16 protein-coding genes, 6 tRNA genes and 2 rRNA genes are annotated in these 16623 nt (G+C 44.3%); 5 read left to right on the plus strand and 19 right to left on the minus strand.

Annotated features, from left to right (window positions below):
• Positions 1-22: 22 nt before the first annotated feature.
• Positions 23-769 carry an NAD-dependent epimerase/dehydratase family protein gene (locus BM049_RS09240; protein ID WP_091530884.1) on the plus strand — a complete coding sequence of 249 codons (747 nt, stop codon included), beginning with the start codon at positions 23-25 and terminating at the stop codon, positions 767-769.
• Between the two features lie 48 nt (positions 770-817).
• Here BM049_RS09240 and BM049_RS09245 read toward each other — a convergent pair whose 3' ends face one another.
• The 4 genes from BM049_RS09245 to BM049_RS09260 are packed head-to-tail and all read right to left on the minus strand — an operon-like array spanning position 818 to position 5586.
• A complete protein-coding gene (locus tag BM049_RS09245; RefSeq protein ID WP_091530885.1) occupies positions 818-1807 on the minus strand; it encodes a LacI family DNA-binding transcriptional regulator in 990 nt (329 codons plus the stop codon).
• Positions 1808-1849: 42 nt separating this feature from the next.
• Positions 1850-2890 (minus strand): aldose epimerase family protein, encoded by a 1041-nt coding sequence (locus BM049_RS09250; protein WP_091530888.1) that lies wholly within the window; start codon positions 2888-2890, stop codon positions 1850-1852.
• Between the two features lie 22 nt (positions 2891-2912).
• The gene (galT, locus tag BM049_RS09255) at positions 2913-4418 is read right to left on the minus strand and encodes a UDP-glucose--hexose-1-phosphate uridylyltransferase (RefSeq protein ID WP_091530889.1); all 1506 of its coding nucleotides are present in this window, start codon (positions 4416-4418) and stop codon (positions 2913-2915) included.
• The gene (locus tag BM049_RS09260) at positions 4411-5586 is read right to left on the minus strand and encodes a galactokinase (protein ID WP_091530891.1); all 1176 of its coding nucleotides are present in this window, start codon (positions 5584-5586) and stop codon (positions 4411-4413) included. The genes galT and BM049_RS09260 overlap by 8 nt, the downstream gene beginning before the upstream one ends.
• 587 nt (positions 5587-6173) lie before the next feature.
• Here BM049_RS09260 and BM049_RS09265 point away from each other — a divergent pair.
• Positions 6174-6875: a zinc metallopeptidase gene (locus BM049_RS09265; RefSeq protein WP_091530893.1), complete on the plus strand. Its 702-nt coding sequence runs from the start codon at positions 6174-6176 to the stop codon at positions 6873-6875.
• A gap of 331 nt (positions 6876-7206) precedes the next feature.
• Here BM049_RS09265 and BM049_RS09275 read toward each other — a convergent pair whose 3' ends face one another.
• Together BM049_RS09275 and epsC are read right to left on the minus strand one after the other, a co-directional pair.
• Positions 7207-7674 carry an S-ribosylhomocysteine lyase gene (locus BM049_RS09275; protein WP_091530916.1) on the minus strand — a complete coding sequence of 156 codons (468 nt, stop codon included), beginning with the start codon at positions 7672-7674 and terminating at the stop codon, positions 7207-7209.
• 32 nt (positions 7675-7706) lie between these two features.
• Positions 7707-8258, minus strand: coding sequence for a serine O-acetyltransferase EpsC (gene epsC / locus BM049_RS09280; RefSeq protein WP_091530898.1), 552 nt, complete (start codon positions 8256-8258; stop codon positions 7707-7709).
• A gap of 257 nt (positions 8259-8515) precedes the next feature.
• Here epsC and BM049_RS09285 point away from each other — a divergent pair, with 257 nt between their 5' ends.
• Positions 8516-8998 (plus strand): DUF456 domain-containing protein, encoded by a 483-nt coding sequence (locus BM049_RS09285; RefSeq protein WP_218147241.1) that lies wholly within the window; start codon positions 8516-8518, stop codon positions 8996-8998.
• A 66-nt stretch (positions 8999-9064) separates the two neighbouring features.
• On the opposite strand, the gene glmM is transcribed toward BM049_RS09285, so the two are convergent.
• From glmM to BM049_RS09325, 8 genes are all read right to left on the minus strand, one after another.
• Entirely contained in the window at positions 9065-10423 is a 1359-nt protein-coding gene (glmM, locus tag BM049_RS09290; RefSeq protein WP_091530903.1) for a phosphoglucosamine mutase, read from the minus strand.
• Positions 10424-10449: 26 nt separating this feature from the next.
• Positions 10450-11472 carry a CdaR family protein gene (locus tag BM049_RS09295; RefSeq protein WP_091530906.1) on the minus strand — a complete coding sequence of 341 codons (1023 nt, stop codon included), beginning with the start codon at positions 11470-11472 and terminating at the stop codon, positions 10450-10452.
• The gene (gene cdaA / locus BM049_RS09300; RefSeq protein ID WP_091530907.1) at positions 11469-12329 is read right to left on the minus strand and encodes a diadenylate cyclase CdaA; all 861 of its coding nucleotides are present in this window, start codon (positions 12327-12329) and stop codon (positions 11469-11471) included. The genes BM049_RS09295 and cdaA overlap by 4 nt, the downstream gene beginning before the upstream one ends.
• A gap of 162 nt (positions 12330-12491) precedes the next feature.
• Positions 12492-12563: transfer RNA gene (locus tag BM049_RS09305), tRNA-Gln, on the minus strand.
• Positions 12564-12568: 5 nt separating this feature from the next.
• Positions 12569-12649 (minus strand) — tRNA-Tyr (locus BM049_RS09310).
• A gap of 16 nt (positions 12650-12665) precedes the next feature.
• A tRNA-Thr gene (locus BM049_RS09315) sits at positions 12666-12738 on the minus strand.
• A 28-nt stretch (positions 12739-12766) separates the two neighbouring features.
• A tRNA-Glu gene (locus BM049_RS09320) sits at positions 12767-12838 on the minus strand.
• A 99-nt stretch (positions 12839-12937) separates the two neighbouring features.
• Positions 12938-13210, minus strand: coding sequence for a GNAT family N-acetyltransferase (locus BM049_RS09325; protein WP_091530910.1), 273 nt, complete (start codon positions 13208-13210; stop codon positions 12938-12940).
• A 283-nt stretch (positions 13211-13493) separates the two neighbouring features.
• On the opposite strand from BM049_RS09325, the gene BM049_RS09330 reads away from it, so the two are divergent.
• The gene (locus tag BM049_RS09330; RefSeq protein WP_091530911.1) at positions 13494-14087 is read left to right on the plus strand and encodes an NADPH-dependent FMN reductase; all 594 of its coding nucleotides are present in this window, start codon (positions 13494-13496) and stop codon (positions 14085-14087) included.
• A gap of 72 nt (positions 14088-14159) precedes the next feature.
• Here the strand turns inward: BM049_RS09330 and BM049_RS09335 are convergent, their stop codons facing one another.
• Positions 14160-14756 carry a uracil-DNA glycosylase family protein gene (locus BM049_RS09335; protein WP_177188668.1) on the minus strand — a complete coding sequence of 199 codons (597 nt, stop codon included), beginning with the start codon at positions 14754-14756 and terminating at the stop codon, positions 14160-14162.
• A gap of 425 nt (positions 14757-15181) precedes the next feature.
• Here BM049_RS09335 and BM049_RS09340 point away from each other — a divergent pair, with 425 nt between their 5' ends.
• Positions 15182-16018, plus strand: a complete 837-nt coding sequence (locus BM049_RS09340) for a Cof-type HAD-IIB family hydrolase (RefSeq protein WP_091530914.1) — start codon at positions 15182-15184, stop codon at positions 16016-16018.
• A gap of 77 nt (positions 16019-16095) precedes the next feature.
• Here BM049_RS09340 and BM049_RS09345 read toward each other — a convergent pair.
• The 4 genes from BM049_RS09345 to BM049_RS09360 form a co-directional block, all read right to left on the minus strand.
• A tRNA-Thr gene (locus BM049_RS09345) sits at positions 16096-16168 on the minus strand.
• Positions 16169-16190: 22 nt separating this feature from the next.
• A tRNA-Asn gene (locus BM049_RS09350) sits at positions 16191-16263 on the minus strand.
• A gap of 33 nt (positions 16264-16296) precedes the next feature.
• Positions 16297-16412 (minus strand): 5S ribosomal RNA (rrf, locus tag BM049_RS09355).
• Between the two features lie 113 nt (positions 16413-16525).
• Positions 16526-16623 (minus strand): 23S ribosomal RNA (locus BM049_RS09360); the annotation flags it as partial.

Here is a 16623-nt window from a genome sequence, read left to right on the forward strand (position 1 = left end):
TGACTACTCAAGGAGGAGCGACATGAGCAGGATTTTAATTACGGGAGCAACGGGAACGATCGGCACTAATCTGACCAGACACTTGAAAGAAAAGCATGAACTGGTCCTTGTCGATATCGATTTCTCGTCTTTTCCGGAAGATTTGAAACAAGGCGTTGAATTCATTCAGGATGATCTGACAGAACTTTCAGCCTGGGAGGGACTGCTTGATGATGTCGAGTATGTCATCCAGCTTGCGGCTAATCCAGATCCTGATGCTGATTTTTATGATGAGCTGGTCGGCTTGAACTATGTGCTTCCACAAAATTTATATAAAAAAGCACTAAAAGCATCCAAGCTGAAACGGGTCATTTTTGCCAGTTCCATTCATGCCAGCGATGCCTATCCGGATAACGTTCAGGTCAAGACTACTGACCAGCCCCGCCCGGACGACCTCTACGGAGTCTCCAAGGTTTATATCGAAGCACTGGCGAGCTATTATGCCTTCAATAAAAATATCGAATCCATCGGTATCCGTATCGGCGATTACAAATCGGATGATTCAGAACTGGACCCTGATAGTGACTTTAACGGTATGGCGATGTTTTTTTCAGCCAGAGATATGAATCATTTGATCGACTGCTGTTTAGAGGCAACACTGGAAGAACCTTATCTGCTGGTAAATGGCTTATCGAATAATACTTTTCCCCGACTGGACATTCATTCTGCAAAAGTCAAACTGGGCTATAAACCACAGGACAACGCCTTTGCAATACTGAACAAACTGTAACGCTAATCGCTATAAAAAAACGTCAGCTCGCTCGAGCCGACGTTTTTTCTATGTGCTTTCCCGTTCAATGCGTTTTGTCGACAGAATGACAGTCTTGCTTACATCACGGCCCTCTTCGATCCGTTCCTGAAGCAGATTGATCCCGCTCATCCCCATTTCTTCGGTATACACTTTCTCCGTCGTCAGTGCCGGTGTAATATATTTCGCTGTGGATATATCGTTGAAGCCAATGATGCTAATATCTTCAGGCACCTTGACATTTTTCTCATACAGAGCTTTCAGACAGCCGATAGCTATGGCATCGTTGGCCGCAATAAAAGCAGTGGGCCTATTTTCTTCTTCAAGCGTCTCCAGAGCACGGAGCATATTGCGCTTCCCATCTTCTACCCGGAAGGCACCCTTAAAAAAATAGGTTTCATGATACAGCTTTTTACGTTTCAAGTAATCTCTCACAAACTTCTCCCGCGGATCCACCCATTGGCCTGTGCCGTCACTGAAAGATTCTTCGCCGCCAATAAAGCCTATTTTCGTGTGTCCTTTTTCCAAAAGATAATCAACATTTCTCCGCATGGCTTTTTTGAAATTCACGACCACACTGTCGACTTCTTCCTGAGGCAGATAATCTACAAAACACAGCGGCACTTTGTGACTCTGAAGCTGTTTCACCTGATTCTGGCTGAACTTGCCTATAGCCAAAATGCCGCCCAGATCTGTTTCTTCTATAAAGTCGTTCTGCTTATAGACACGGTAATAGTCATATCCTAAAGCTTTTGCGCGCTTTTCTGCACCCAGCCGGATAGACATATAATAGACATCCTGAAGTTCTTCGGCTTCAGAATACCAGTTGACGATAGCCAGTTTACCTTTCATCTTTTTTGTTACGCGTTTTTTTGATTTGTACTCCAACTCTTCAGCCACTTCGAATATTTTTTTCTTCGTCTCTTCGCCAACAGAGAGAGACGCATCATAATTCAGTACCCGAGAAACTGTCGATGTGGATACCCCCGCTTTTTGTGCAATATCTTTTAAAGTTGCCATCACTACTCTCCTTAGTCATCAGTTCATTACTCTCACACCCGGTCAATCTCTTGTGCCAAAGTGGTAGGTCGTGCGTGACCGGAAGGTTTCTCCTGGTCTTAAAATGATGTCACCGAAACCTTCTTTATTTATCGCATCAGGCAATGTCTGGGTTTCCAGGGTAATACCTGCATACTGTTTTGCTGGTTCGCCTTCGATCAAATAGTCATCCACTTCCCCATTATGGGTGAACACGACCGCACTGTTGCGATCGGTATAGACGCTCACTTCTCGGCCGCTTTCCGGCTCATACAGGACACCTTTTTGATCCTGTGCCTTATCCAGCACAAAGGGATGGTCCAGACCGGCCAGCTGCTTGATCTGTTCATGATCTGAAAGGACGGCTTCTTTAAGTGGTTTTGCTGTCTGAAAGTCGAAAGGAGTCCCTTCCACACTTGCTTTTTCTTCGCTAGGCAGGTTTTCTTCAGCCAGCGGGATGTACTGTGAACTGGCCAGCTCCAGCTGATGGTCCAGTATCGGCTGTTTGATGTCACCGGTCAGATTAAAGTACACGTGATTGGTCGGATTGAAGAGGGTCGCTTCATCAGTGGTTGCTTCATAATCGATGACCCAGTCGTTCCCTTCAGTCAAGGTATACGTAACTTTGATCTGCATCGTGCCCGGGAAACCATTTTCGCCAGCTTTGCTTTCATATGTAAAGACCAGCTGACCTGCTGATTCATCCACTTCGATAGTCCAAAGCTTGGTATCCAGGCCTTTAGGGCCGCCGTGCAGCATGTTGTCCCCTTCATTGATATCTACCTGATACTCTTTTCCATCTATTGAAAACTTACCTTTGGTGATGCGGCCGGCCACCCTCCCGATAGTCGCACCGTAAAAAGGACGGTGGCGGACGAAATCTTCCAGACTCTCCACGTTCAGCGTGATATTCTCTCGTTTCCCCTTTTTATCCGGCGTTACAAGCTTAGTGAGTGTCGCACCGAATGGAATCGCACTGATCGCTATTCCAGCCTCGTTTGTCAGCGTATATTCATACACGTCCTTGTTCTTAAATTGCCCAAACACTTTTTTCGTCAGTTCCATAGTCATTCCTCCGCTTCTTGATTCAAGGCGCTGTCAAATGGTCGATAAAACGTTTGAATGCCTCTTTACCTTCTTTGTTGCGTTTAAAGACGCCTGCATCCTTCAGGACCTGTAAAAAGACATCACCGACCGCTTCATTTACGATCGCTTGAACATTTTCTGCCGTGATTTCTTCCCGTTCTTTTAATCCATCTGCCCATTCCTGATGGATCGGATCGACCGATGTCTGCTTGCCGATGAGATACTCTCTCACAGTCTGCAGCTCCTCTTTCAGACGCGGTGGCAGAATCGCCAGTCCCATGACTTCGATCAATCCGATGTTTTCTTTCTTGATATGCTGGACAGGTGGATGGGGATGGAAGATCCCGTCCGGATAGTTTTCTGACGTCCGATTGTTCCGCAGGACCAGATCCAGCTCATATTTTTCTCCATCGCGACGGGCGATCGGTGTGACCGCATTATGGGGTGTTCCATCCGTTTCAGCATAAATACCGACTGATTCATCCGTATAACTTTCCCAGCTCTTCATGATCCTGTCTGCTGTTTCAACGACCGCCTCTTTGTCTGTGCCAGATAAGCGGATCACTGACATCGGCCATTTGATCACACTGGTCTCGACCGTCTGTGCATCACTCAGCTCAAAGGAATACTCAGCTTTAGCCCGCTCTAAAGGAAAGGTATGTCGGCCTCCCTGATAGTGGTCATGAGAAAGAATCGAGCCGCCTACGATAGGCAGACCGGCATTCGATCCGACAAAGTAATGCGGGAGGGTGGTCAGGATATCCAGCAGATTCCTTATTGCCTGCCCCCCTACATCCATCTTCCGGTGCACACGCGACAGAAAGATGGCATGTTCATTGTAATAGGCATATGGTGAATACTGGAACCCCCACTCTTCACCGCTCACATCCATTCTGACGATACGATGGTTTGCTCTCCCGGGATGCGTCACATGACCTTCATACCCCTCATTTTCCATGCACAGTTTGCACTCCGGGTAGTCTGTCTGTGTCTGACCGGCCAAAGCGATTTCCTTGGGATCTTTCTCAGGTTTTGATAAGTTGATCGTGATCTCAAGGTCTCCGTATTCAGTCGGATGGGTATATTCAATATTTTTCGCTATTTCTCTTGTTTTAATATAATTATTCTGTCTGCTCAAGTTAAAAAAAGCATCCGTCGCTTCTTTCGGTCCTTTATCATAATGCTGCCAGAACAGATGATTCACTTCTGAGGGGCGAGGGGTGATTAGATCCATTACTTTAGCTCCGAAGACATCTTTGCTTGAAGACAGCTCTTCGATGACTTCCGTTTCCACAGCGTAGGTGATCAGAGTATCGAGGAGTTCAAGTGGCTTTTTAATTTCTACGGAAGGTTTGACCTGCCTATATTCTTTTTTATCAAGCAGATCGAGCAGCCGGTTCGTCAGATAGATGCGGTCAAGGGCATCCACCTGACCCGTTTGAATGTAATACGTTAGAAAATCAGTAATGATCTGATCGATGGTCTCTTCTGATATATTTTTATTCATTGTCTACCCATTCCTTTGTGCCGTCTGCCGTTTCTGCAATATAGAATTCAGCCTCATGCCCGATTTCTTCTTTAAAGCCGCCTCCGACATTCTCGATGAACCTCTCGACTTCCCCGTTCTCGACGATGGCTATACAGCAGCCGCCAAAACCGCCTCCAGTCATGCGTGCTCCGACTACGCCTGTTTGCTCCCATGCCGTTCGGGCAAGATAGTCTGTCGCTCTTATCGTCACTTCATAATCTTCGTCCAAAGATTTATGTGACTCGTTCATATATTTTCCAAACTGGTCTAAATGAGCGGCTTTCAACGCTTCAGCCGCTCGGTCAGTGCGGACATTTTCATAGACAGCATGGCGGGCCCGACGCCTCAGGACATCGTCTGTGATGACATGTTTATGTGTTTCGAAAGCCTCGATCGATAAGTCCCCAAGTGACTTCACATCGACGACTTCCTGAAGCTGCTCCAAAGCTGCTTCGCACTGGGCCCGGCGTGTATTGTACTCCGAATCGACCAGTTCACGACGCGTCATGGAGTTCATAATGATGATTTTGTGATCCGGCAATTCCACCGGCACCTGTTGATATTCCAGCGTATTCGTGTCTAAAAGCATCGCATACCCTTTTTTAGCCATCCCGACAGCAAACTGATCCAAAATCCCTGAATTGAGTCCCAGAAATTCATTTTCCGTACGCATGCCAAGCTTCACCAAGTCCAGCTGCGGGAGGTCCAGCTGATACAGGTCACGCACAATAACCCCCGTTAATAGCTCCAGTGAAGCGGATGATGAAAGAGAGGCACCATTGGGGATCGTTCCATAAATATAAAGATCGAACCCATGCGGGAGTTCTCCCGTTTCTTCCTGAATATATTTTATCATACCTTTAACATAGTTGGTCCAGTTGTCTTCTTTTTTGAAAGACAGGTCCTGTATATCGAATGTTATTTCGCCCACTTCCGGGAAATTACCGGAAAACGCATGGACGCTTTTATCTTCACGCATTTTTACGACGCCGTATGTTCCCATTGTGATTGCACAGGGAAAGACCTTGCCGCCATTGTAATCAGTGTGTTCACCTATTAAATTGATCCGGCCCGGCGAAAAGAAAACATGATCGGCTTCATGACCGAACTGTTCTTTAAACCCCTCCATCATCTGTTTGCGTTCCATCCTGTTCACGCTCCTTAATGTTAGTCACTATTATTGTAACTCCTTTAGTAAAAGTAAACAAGTAAATTTACTAAAATAACATTGATCATACCCCATTATTATTTTATTCAGGATGTATTGTCAGGAATCACTCAGTCTCAAAACCATTTCAAGCTGGTGTACATGTTTCACTGGACTTCAACATGTGTAAAAACTGAGGGGTGTTTCTTCTGCAGGTATTATTGATGCTCCTTTTACCTTCTTACCGGTCAATGACAGTGTCAGCGAACAGAATGTTCTGGATACTATAGGTAGAAGGGATACCTGCTCAATAGATACGTTTCAGGCGGAAGCATATCCTGCTGTTTCAGATTTTTTCATTCTGACTGGAGTTGTCCAGGAAGGGGGGGCATTCTCATCTTTCAGATGTAGAAAAAGAAGTCACGTTTATTCTTGGTTAGACTCACTAAATTCACTAATTCAAAACATAAATTTCATGAATTAATCAGAATCATGGATCGATAACTCCCCGTCATATATGGTATAATCAAAGGAGATCCATTCTCTTGAATCCAACTTACCTTAACTAATCAATGGAGGTTTTTATTATGTACTTGCCCCTATTCTGGGATCCAACGATGATACTGATCATTATCGGTTTGATCATTTCGGGTGCGGCCAGCATGTATGTGCAGTCCACTTATTCAAAATTCAGCGAAGTCAAAAGTAAGCGCGGCTATACGGCCTCTGACGTCTGTCGTCAAATTTTAGACGCTTCACATCTGCAGAATGTTCGTCTGGAAGGCATACGCGGCAATCTGACGGATCATTACAATGCACAGGAAAATGTCCTGCGATTATCTGACTCGACCCGTACCTCGACATCTGTCGCTGCCATAGGTGTTGCCGCCCACGAAGCCGGACACGCTCTGCAGGACCGCGACAATTACGGCCCCTTGCGTCTGCGTGCCGCACTCGTGCCTGTAACAAACTTCGGTCAGACAGCTGCCTTTCCAATTCTTATTTTAGGTATGTTTTTAGGTGAAGGCGGCGATATGCTGATCAATATCGGCATACTGCTCTTTTCTCTGACCTTGCTCTTTCAGCTCGTTACGCTGCCAGTGGAATTCGATGCGTCCAAACGGGCCATCCGCATACTGGAAGATCAGAGCTTATTGACCAGAGAAGAGATTCCTCAGGCGAAGAAAGTCTTGAATGCCGCTGCACTGACCTATATCGCCGCAGCCATTGCTTCATTCTTGAGTGTGATGCGTCTCTTCCTGATTTTCGGAGGCCGTCGCCGTCATTAAAAATAGTGAATACAAAAAGGATGATGAGGGAGAACCGATATCTCCCGTGTCATCCTTTTTTTGTAACTACTCCAGTTGATTAGGGTCGTCTTGAAAATAGCGCGTGACCTTCGCACCTCCTGTTCTTCTTTAAAGGGCACGCCCGCTCTCTTTGCGTGACCTTCACGTCTCCTGTTGCTCTCTGAAGGGCACGCATAAAACCAATTCTTTCTTCTAAAAAATAATATATAAGTTTCGTTCTGCATCTTTTCAATATAATTCCTCAATACATGGGACGAAAAAAGCTGATTTCCCCAATACAGGAAATCAGCTTTTTGTAGTTGATCTAAATCTAAATATGTGAAGCAAATACAGTGGACCATTCTTGGCGTTTAGACAAGAATGTTGCAGCGACCTCTTTGGCGCCTTCCAGTGTGTGGCTGGCTGCCCATCCACACTGCTTTTCATTGCTTGCAGGAACCTCTTCAGCTTCCAGTACATCGAGCATTGTCTTTTCCAAAACATTCAGTACTTCATCATAATTATCATGGTTCAGGACAGTTAGATAAAAACCTGTCTGACAGCCCATCGGTCCAAAGTCAACAACATAATCCGCGTGATCACGGATAAGTTCGGCAGTCAGATGCTCAAGTGAGTGAACAGCCATCATATCCATATGCTCTTTATTGGGCTGTGAAAACCTTACATCGTACTTTACGATCAGATCGCCGCCAGCGCCTGTTTTTCTGTCAGCCACACGTACGTAAGGTGCTTTTACTTTTGTATGATCAAGATTGAAACTTTCAACATTCATTTTAATATCAGTCATGTCCTTATCTCCTTGTGTTTCTTTTAATCGAGTCTGCATTCCGGGTTTTCTTCCAGATTCTGAGTCTTCGATTTCACTATTTTAGCAGGTATACCTACCGCCGTAACACCTTCAGGAATATCTGAAAGGACCACTGCTCCGGCACCTATTTTTGCATTTTTCCCCACCGTTACGTTACCGATGACCTGGACATGAGCTGAAAGCATCACACCGTCTTCGATCGTAGGATGACGTTTGCCGGTTTCATCACCGCGTCCGCCTAAAGTTACACCGTGAAATACCTTAACATCATTTCCTATGATTGCTGTTTCCCCGATCACGATCCCCATGCCGTGGTCGATGAAGAAACATCGGCCGATCTGTGCGCCCGGATGAATTTCCACTCCTGTGACCCAGCGACTGAAAGAAGACACCATACGGGCGATCAGCTTCAAATTCTTCTGATGCAGAAAATGAGCGATGCGGTAATAAATAATTGCCCAAAATCCAGGATAGGTCAAAATGATTTCAAGCGTCGATCGGGCAGAGGGGTCGTTTCTTTTATAAGTCTTAATAAACTTTTTAAGTAATTTCATACTTACTCCTTTGCTTTTCATAACACGTAAGCCGTGAAATTTTTCTCTCTTTAATATCTGAGCGATTCAAATAAAGAAGTGTCATCCTTTTTATTATCTCTAGAACAACTCTTTTTTTGCAATCAAGCGGTTTGTCTCTTTGATCTGCTACATCCCTGGAACAGTTCGACCGAATGAACTGACTCTAACTTTTTTCAAATAGTGATCTATCTAGTATACTTAATATATCTCATACAATTAGAAAGGAGCCTTATATTTTGGATATACTTTTATGGATATTAGTCCTGACGTTATTCATAACCAGTTTTATAGGACTGATTTTCCCGGTCCTGCCCTCTGTCTTTGCTTTATGGGGAGGTTTTCTGATTTATCACTTCTTCATAAACTCAGCAGAACTCACGACATTTTTCTGGATATCTATGGTTGTGTTAACTGCCATCCTCGTACTGGCCGATGTCTTTACCAATTCGGCGGCAGTGAAGCGATTCGGCGGCAGCAGACTGGGTGAAAGGGTAGCCGCTGCTTCTGTCATCGTCGGTGCTTTTGTTTATCCGCCATTCGGTATCCTGGCGCTCCCATTCCTTGCGGTCATTATCATAGAGTACTGGCAGCATAAAGATTTATCCGCTGCTTTTCGCGCCGCTGTCGGCACACTGATCGGTTTCCTGAGCGGTAAAGTGGCAGAAGGCCTTATTCAAGTCATTATGATCAGCTGGTTCTTTTTACTTGTCTGGTTCTGACCCAAGCATACACATATCAGCGAAAAAACTACAAACCACCTTTTAATGGGGTTTGTAGTTTTTTGATTACACTTTGCCGGTTCCCAGCTCTTCTCTCACTACTTTTGCGATGCGTTCAACGTATTCAGAAACGGATTCTTGTGTAGGTGCTTCTGCCATGACGCGCAGCAGAGATTCTGTTCCACTCGGACGCACAAGAACGCGGCCATTTCCAGCCATTTCCGCTTCCACTTCTTCGATCACGTTACTGATCGCCGGATTTGACATGACGTTGTGTTTATCCGTAACAGGGATGTTGACCAGCTTCTGAGGATAAGAGGTGACTTCCTCAGCCAGTTCTGATAATTTCTTCCCGGTCTCTTTCATCACATGCAATAGCTGTACACCAGTCAGCAGGCCGTCCCCGGTTGTATGATAGTCCAGGAAGATAACATGTCCGGACTGCTCGCCACCCAGGTTATAGCCGTTTTTAACCATTTCTTCCATAACAAAGCGGTCACCTACTTTAGTTTTCACAGACTGCAGATCATGCGTCTCCAGTGCTTTATAGAAGCCAATATTACTCATGACGGTCGAAACAATGGTATTCTTTTTCAAACGTCCTTCTTCATGCATGAATTTACCACAGATATACATGATCTTATCGCCATCGACGATGTTACCTAATTCATCTACAGCAATCAGACGGTCGCCATCGCCATCGAAAGCAAGACCTACGTCTGCGCCTTTTTCTTTAACAAATTGAGATAGATATTCAGGATGGGTGCTGCCGACTCCTTTATTGATATTCAGTCCGTTAGGCGTATTTCCCGTCACGTCAAACTCAGTATCCAGATCGGCGAATAATCGGTTCAACAGCGGGCTGGCTGCACCGTTTGCGCCGTCAAGAGCCACATGGATTCCAGATAAGTCTCCGGATATCGTCTGTGTCAGGAACTGAATGTATTTTTGAAGACCTTCTTTATACTCTTCGGAGGTGCCTAAGTCATCCGCACTCGGACGAGGCAGTTCATCGGTGTCACCGTCGATATAAGCTTCGATTTCAGCTTCCTGTTCATCAGAAAGCTTAAAGCCGTCTGAACCAAAGAATTTGATGCCATTATCCTGTACAGGGTTATGTGAGGCAGAAATCATGATTCCTGCTGTAGCATCCTGCTGACGCGTCAGAAAAGAAACACCTGGCGTCGTAATGACTCCTAGGCGCAGCACTTCGACACCTACTGATAAAAGACCGGATATCAAAGCATACTCCAGCATTCTGCCGGAAATACGTGTGTCTTTGCCTACCAGAACTCGGGGTCTGTCAGAATCAGAATGCTGTGACAGGACATACCCGCCAAAACGCCCTAATTTAAATGCTAATTCCGGTGTCAGTTCTTTATTGGCTACGCCTCTTACACCATCGGTTCCAAAATATTTTCCCATTGTAAAATAAACTCCTCACATTATAGTTATTCATCTGTTTGATTTGATTCAGTTTCACTATCTGTTTCATCAGTCATCACTCTGTTCACACGAATCAAGACATCTAGTTCTTCAGGTTCTATTTCCGTGATCCCCTCAGGTAAATTGAGTGGTATCGTCCGTATCGTTGATTCAGTTACACCAGAGACATCCACTTCTATCACAAAGTTATTCAACTCTTCTATAGTATCAGATTCTCCAGTAATCGTCACGTTCTCTGGTTCTCCCTGAGCGATTTCTAATGCATATTCATAATCTTCATTAGGTATACCGGTCTCTTCAAGCACGATCGGTAACGTCCTCTGTGTGCCTCGGACAGGTATCGTGACGTCGATCTGCTGAGGTGAAATATTAACGTTCAAAGGATCTCCTGTTTCATCGAGCACCAAGACATTCAGCGTCGTTTCGATGTCCTCAGTGATGCTGCCTCCTTCTGGCATGACGACCACCATGACATCGCTGATTTCTCCCATGGTGGACAAGGCTCCTGAGACAGTGACTGTTTCAGTTGATAATACAGGGTCTTCTGCTCGATAGCCGTCTGCAAGATGTGCAGACTCATTGAACTCGACACTCACTTCATAATCTTCTACTCGTTTTTCCTCGATCTCCAGCATGATTTCTGCCGGCATCACGCTATATTCCAGCTGATTGCTGAGACCATTGACATCCAGCTCGATGGTATGAGTGCCCGGACCTAATTCATCCAGATCAGGGGTTTCTATGGTAAAGTTCTGGGTTGCCAGTGTCTGCGTTAAAATAGCCTGTGGCCCTTCCAGACGTATGGTTGCTGTTTCTGGAATGCCGGAAACAAAGTACGTATCGCGGTCGACATTGATATCGATCGGCAGATTGGTGATGACTTCAGAACTTGTGATACTTGCTCCATCTGTCGGGTTCGTTGACAGATTCCGCGATTCTTGTTCATATGTGACAAATGTAAACAGAACGATGGCGAAGAACAGAGCAATGAGTTTTGAAATCCAAGGATTTTCAACATTCATTTTCATTTCCCCCACACTCCTTTTCTCACAGCTTCAATAAACTGCTGCAAAGGCCCCTGTGTTTCTTTTTCTTTCTCCGTTTCAACGATTTCTTTGTTCAAGTAATCAACGACTTCTTCCTGAGTCATGTCATTGATCAAATTCCCTCTTCTGGAAATACTTATATCACCTGTTTCTTCAGACACGATCAGTGTTATAGCATCGGAAACTTCGGACAGGCCGATCGCAGCCCGATGGCGTGTCCCCAGCTTCTTGGGTATGGCTGGACTTTCTGACAGTGGGAGATAACTTGCCGCTGTTGCTACTTTAAAGTCTTTGATGATAACAGCTCCGTCATGCAAAGGGGTATTCGGTATGAAAATGTTGATCAGCAGTTCAGACGACAAATCTGCATTGATCGGGATACCGGTTTCGATGTATTCATCTAGACCCGTTTCCATTTCAATTGAAATCAAGGCACCAATACGTCGTTTCCCCATATATTGAAGGGCATGGGATAAATGATCCACGACCTGTTCGCTGGGATTTGATTTTCTTTTTCTGCCAAAAACCGATCCCCTGCCGAGATGCTCCAGTCCACGTCGCAGTTCCGGCTGGAAAATGATAATAAGGGCAAGAGCAGACCACTGAATCACAAAATCGACGACGAATTCCGTCGTATTCAGCTGGAACAGAACACTTACAAGTTTCAGCAGTAAGATGACTCCGATGCCTTTTAAAAGTTCTACAGCACGTGTCCCTTTTACTATCCGCATAAGCTGATACATAAAGAAAGCAACGATCAAAATATCTATAATGTTAATTCCTGTTCGCCAGGCCCACAACCGTGACCAGTCGAAAGTTCTCAGAAATTCTATGGGCATTATGCCACCTCCAAAATCTAAACATATACGGTGTAAGTATACCACACAATCAGCCGGCATTAACGATTGATTTCCGACAATTTCATTCTCGTTTTTTCACTTTTCAGCTATACACATACACAAAAAAACTGTGCAGCAGATCGCCGCACAGTTTCTATTATACTGGGCTACTAGGATTCGAACCTAGGAATGACGGGATCAAAACCCGCTGCCTTACCGCTTGGCTATAGCCCATTAAATGGAGGGAGTAGGATTTGAACCTACGAACCCGAAGGAACGGATTTACAGTCCGCTGCGTTTGGCCACTTCGCTATCCCTCCGCAATTAAACAAACAATGCCGGCTAAAGGAATTGAACCCTCGACCCACTGATTACGATTCAGTTGCTCTACCTACTGAGCTAAGCCGGCATTATTACACTCTTCAAATAAAGTGCTATGACCCCTACGGGATTCGAACCCGTGTTACCGCCGTGAAAGGGCGGTGTCTTAACCGCTTGACCAAGGGGCCGGAATATCTTGTACTTTTTAAGCACAAGATATATTCTATAACGAAAAGAATGAATTGTCAATATTATTTAGGAAAAAAAACAATTAATTTTAAAAAAACTCATTTTGAATGGATGTGACCATACTTTTCAGGCTTTCGTTCGAAAAGCTTGCCAACATAGGGACACGACGGTATGATTTTCTTTCCTTCCTTTTCCATTTCTTCGACGACACGATCAACAAGTTTTTCCGCTATCCCATGACCTCTGAGCGACGGATCGACGAATGTATGATTGACATCGACATCTTCGCCTTTTGGAACATAAGTGATTTCCGCAACCAGTTTATCCTCATCTTTTTTGTAGAAACGATTGTCCCCTTTTGTAAATTCCATTGGATTCACTCCTTATGTATTTGATATAAGTTTACCATGTGAACTGGAAATATACACTAATATTTACTATTTATTATTGAAATATTTAAAATGCGAGCCAAAACAGTGCGATCAGCAACGATTTCTTTCCGTTCATCTCTCTGCGATTAAAGATACACTCTGATCCTGAACGGCAGCATATAACGATGAGATAATGCTTCGAATTCGACTTATTTTGAAAATGTGATATGCTTAAAGGGACGAAGTATCTTACTTCATATTTATTCCAAGGAGGAATGATTAAATGAAAATCGGGATTATTTTAGGAAGCATTCGTGAAGGTCGTGTAAATGAAGATGTGGCAAAATGGGTCAAAAACGTAGCAGAAAATTATTCGCAGGAACTTGAATTCGAGCTAGTGGACCTGAAAACCTTTGACCTGCCTGTTTTTGCTGAACCAGCCTCTCCAGCCTATACAGATGATCTTGTTGAAAAAGAAAAGCAGCGTCCCTGGTCAGAGAAGATGAACAGCTTAGACGGCTATATTTTTATCACCCCAGAATACAATCACGGGATGTCCTCAGCCTTAAAAAATGGGCTGGATTTCGTCTACCACGAGTTAAATGACAAGGCAGCCGGTATCGTGAGCTATGGTTCGGCAGGCGGCGTCCGTTCAGCAGAACAGCTGCGGACAGTATTGTCAGAGTTTCAAGTAGCTCATGTCCGTACCCACCCTGCTCTTTCATTATTCTATGACTGGGATGATGAAGGTTTGAATCCGAGCGGAGCCCAAAAAAAGGCTGTGGAAACGATGCTTTATCAGCTGACTTACTGGGCTGAAGCAATGAAATCGGTCAGAGAGAAAAAAGCAGAAAAAGCAGGTGACCCTAAAAAATAATAGATTGACATACCAATATTAACAAAGAAAACATGCGGGGATCCTGATCCCCGCATGTTTTCTTTGCTGATCTCATTTGTCAGCACTATTCTTTATGTGTGCGTGTACGATATTTTGAAGGACAGGTACAACTTCTTCTTCAAACCAGGGATGACGCTTGAGCCAGCCGTGATTCAGTGGTGAAGGATGCACAAGCGGTAGATAGCCGGGTAGATACTGCTCATAATTCTTAACTGTTTCCGTAAGGTTGCGTTCTCTCAGTTTACCTAAATAGTGTTTCTGGGCATAATTGCCGACCAGAATGATCGTCTCGATTTGGGGCATTTCATCAAGGATCATCGGGTGCCATTTTTCAGCAAATCCCTTACGTGGAGGAATATCACCAGACTTTGCTTTGCCCGGATAATAGAAATCCATGGGTAGATGAGCAATGACATGTGTATCATAGAATATTTCTCTTGAAATGCCCAGCCACTCTCTCAGGCGGTCACCGCTCGGGTCATTCCAGAACATTTGAGTCTCTTCCGCTTTCCGTCCCGGCGCCTGACCAATGATAGCTATCTTAGCGTCTCTGGAAGCTTTAAACAAGGGTTCCACACCTCGACCGGTATAGCTTGCATTCATCGGATCCGCCATAATTTCTCTTTTGATTCCATCAATAATTGTCATATTCTGGCTGTTTCCTTTCTATTATGATTTCTTGATACTAGTTTAGCATAGATACTACTGGAAAGAAGTAGAAGACCGTTTTTCTATCGCCTTTTAAAAGTATCTTCTTCCGTCCGCAAACAGACTCTGGCATATTGAGACGGAATAAGGGAACAAAAAGACATATCTTTTCACGAAGATATGTGGTACGATAGATCCACAAAAAATTATTTGGATTGTAACTAGCTCGACTAGGCAAAACCTGAACCAGTAATTGTTTTGACAGTTTCTTTTGTCAGACAATTAGTTGTTCAGGTTTTTCTGTTTGGAGCACTCGTTCGCTGTTTTGAACGAAAGACATGTGGATCATGAAATGTCAAATCAGTCATCCAGAGTGGATTATAATTAGGGGGGGTTTTAAACTGACCATAAAAAGGAGGATAAGTATGCAACCATACTATATTTTTTTAGACGTAGACGGAACATTAGTGACTTACAATAACGAACTGCCAGAGTCAGCCGTCGGAGCAATCAAAGCCGCGCAGGCCAATGGCCATAAAGTCTTCACCGTTACAGGGAGAAGCAAAGCTGAAATGTATGAAGACATCCTGGATATTGGGTTCGACGGATACATTGGCGGTAATGGGAGTTATATCGAAACCGATGAACATGTCATAGCTGACAGAAAACTGTCTGCCAAAGATACTCGAATGATCGTAGACTGGTTGTATGAAAATGGTCTGGAATTCTATCTTGAAGGTAACATCGGACTGTTCGCAAGCGAAAGATTTGAAGTGGAAGCTGAAAGACCTTTGCAGCTATATGCAGCAAAAAAAGGGAAAGAGCAGCCAAATCAGGTCAGAGTAAAAGATGTATTTCCAGAAATGATTTTTGGAGAACAACCGTATCGCAATGATATCAATAAAATCAGCTTTATCCTGAATGCTTATGAGGATTATTTGAAAGCAAAAGATCAATTCAGCAATTTTAAAGTAGGGACTTGGGGAGGAGTGGGCGAAACGGCACTTTTCGGCGATATCTCGTTGAAAAACATTAATAAATCCTCAGCTATACAGCAGCTTTTAAATCATTTTGGTGCATCTAATGAGGCAACGATCGCCTTTGGAGATGCAAAGGTGGACATACCGATGCTTGAACACTGTAGTATCGGCGTTGCAATGGGCAACGGTGGACCAGAAATCAAAAATGCATCCGACTACATCACTGATGATGTCGAACAGGATGGTCTTTACAAAGCATTCAAATATTTTGATTTGATTTAATCTTTTCAAAAAAGAATCCTGCTAATTAAATAGAGAATACAAAAAAACGAGATCAAAGGATCTCGTTTTTTGTATTAAGCCACTTACCGGGCTTGAACCGGTGACCTCATCCTTACCATGGATGCGCTCTACCTGCTGAGCTAAAGCGGCTAATTATTTTCAAAAAAAATAACTCCGCAAGCAGGGCTCGAACCTGCGACATCATGATTAACAGTCATGCGCTCTACCAGCTGAGCTATTGCGGAATAATATAAAGTTATTATATCAAAAAAAGAGCTGCACGGCAACGTCCTGCTTTCACAAAGGGAAACCCTTCACTATCCTCGGCGCTGGGAAGCTTAACGGCTGTGTTCGGAATGGGAACAGGTGGGTCCTTCCCGCCATCGTCACCGCACAGTGACTCTTTTTTGATGTTTGAGAACTCTGTTCTCTCAAAACTAGACAGTTGATTTCACATACACACAACGTTTTTCTACAACACCGCATCTTACCCTTAAGCCACCTTTGGTGGTTAAGTCCTCGACCGATTAGTACTGGTCCGCTCCACATATCACTATGCTTCCACTTCCAGCCTATCTACCTGATCATCTTTCAGGGGTCTTACT

The sequence above is a fragment of the Alkalibacterium subtropicum genome (genome assembly GCF_900112455.1).
In the GTDB taxonomy this organism is placed as follows: domain Bacteria; phylum Bacillota; class Bacilli; order Lactobacillales; family Carnobacteriaceae_A; genus Alkalibacterium; species Alkalibacterium subtropicum.

What these genes read in the sequence shown, in the direction of transcription:
- cdaA (WP_091530907.1), bottom strand. Translation starts at nt 12,329, where the DNA reads ATGCCCATAGAATTTCTGAGAACTTTCGACTGGTCACGGTTGTGGGCC.
- glmM (WP_091530903.1), bottom strand. Translation starts at nt 10,423, where the DNA reads ATGGGAAAATATTTTGGAACCGATGGTGTAAGAGGCGTAGCCAATAAA.
- BM049_RS09295 (WP_091530906.1), bottom strand. Translation starts at nt 11,472, where the DNA reads ATGAAAATGAATGTTGAAAATCCTTGGATTTCAAAACTCATTGCTCTG.
- BM049_RS09260 (WP_091530891.1), bottom strand. Translation starts at nt 5,586, where the DNA reads ATGGAACGCAAACAGATGATGGAGGGGTTTAAAGAACAGTTCGGTCAT.
- BM049_RS09330 (WP_091530911.1), top strand. Translation starts at nt 13,494, where the DNA reads ATGAAAATCGGGATTATTTTAGGAAGCATTCGTGAAGGTCGTGTAAAT.
- epsC (WP_091530898.1), bottom strand. Translation starts at nt 8,258, where the DNA reads ATGAAATTACTTAAAAAGTTTATTAAGACTTATAAAAGAAACGACCCC.
- BM049_RS09245 (WP_091530885.1), bottom strand. Translation starts at nt 1,807, where the DNA reads ATGGCAACTTTAAAAGATATTGCACAAAAAGCGGGGGTATCCACATCG.
- galT (WP_091530889.1), bottom strand. Translation starts at nt 4,418, where the DNA reads ATGAATAAAAATATATCAGAAGAGACCATCGATCAGATCATTACTGAT.
- BM049_RS09250 (WP_091530888.1), bottom strand. Translation starts at nt 2,890, where the DNA reads ATGGAACTGACGAAAAAAGTGTTTGGGCAATTTAAGAACAAGGACGTG.
- BM049_RS09265 (WP_091530893.1), top strand. Translation starts at nt 6,174, where the DNA reads ATGTACTTGCCCCTATTCTGGGATCCAACGATGATACTGATCATTATC.
- BM049_RS09335 (WP_177188668.1), bottom strand. Translation starts at nt 14,756, where the DNA reads ATGACAATTATTGATGGAATCAAAAGAGAAATTATGGCGGATCCGATG.
- BM049_RS09240 (WP_091530884.1), top strand. Translation starts at nt 23, where the DNA reads ATGAGCAGGATTTTAATTACGGGAGCAACGGGAACGATCGGCACTAAT.
- BM049_RS09340 (WP_091530914.1), top strand. Translation starts at nt 15,182, where the DNA reads ATGCAACCATACTATATTTTTTTAGACGTAGACGGAACATTAGTGACT.
- BM049_RS09325 (WP_091530910.1), bottom strand. Translation starts at nt 13,210, where the DNA reads ATGGAATTTACAAAAGGGGACAATCGTTTCTACAAAAAAGATGAGGAT.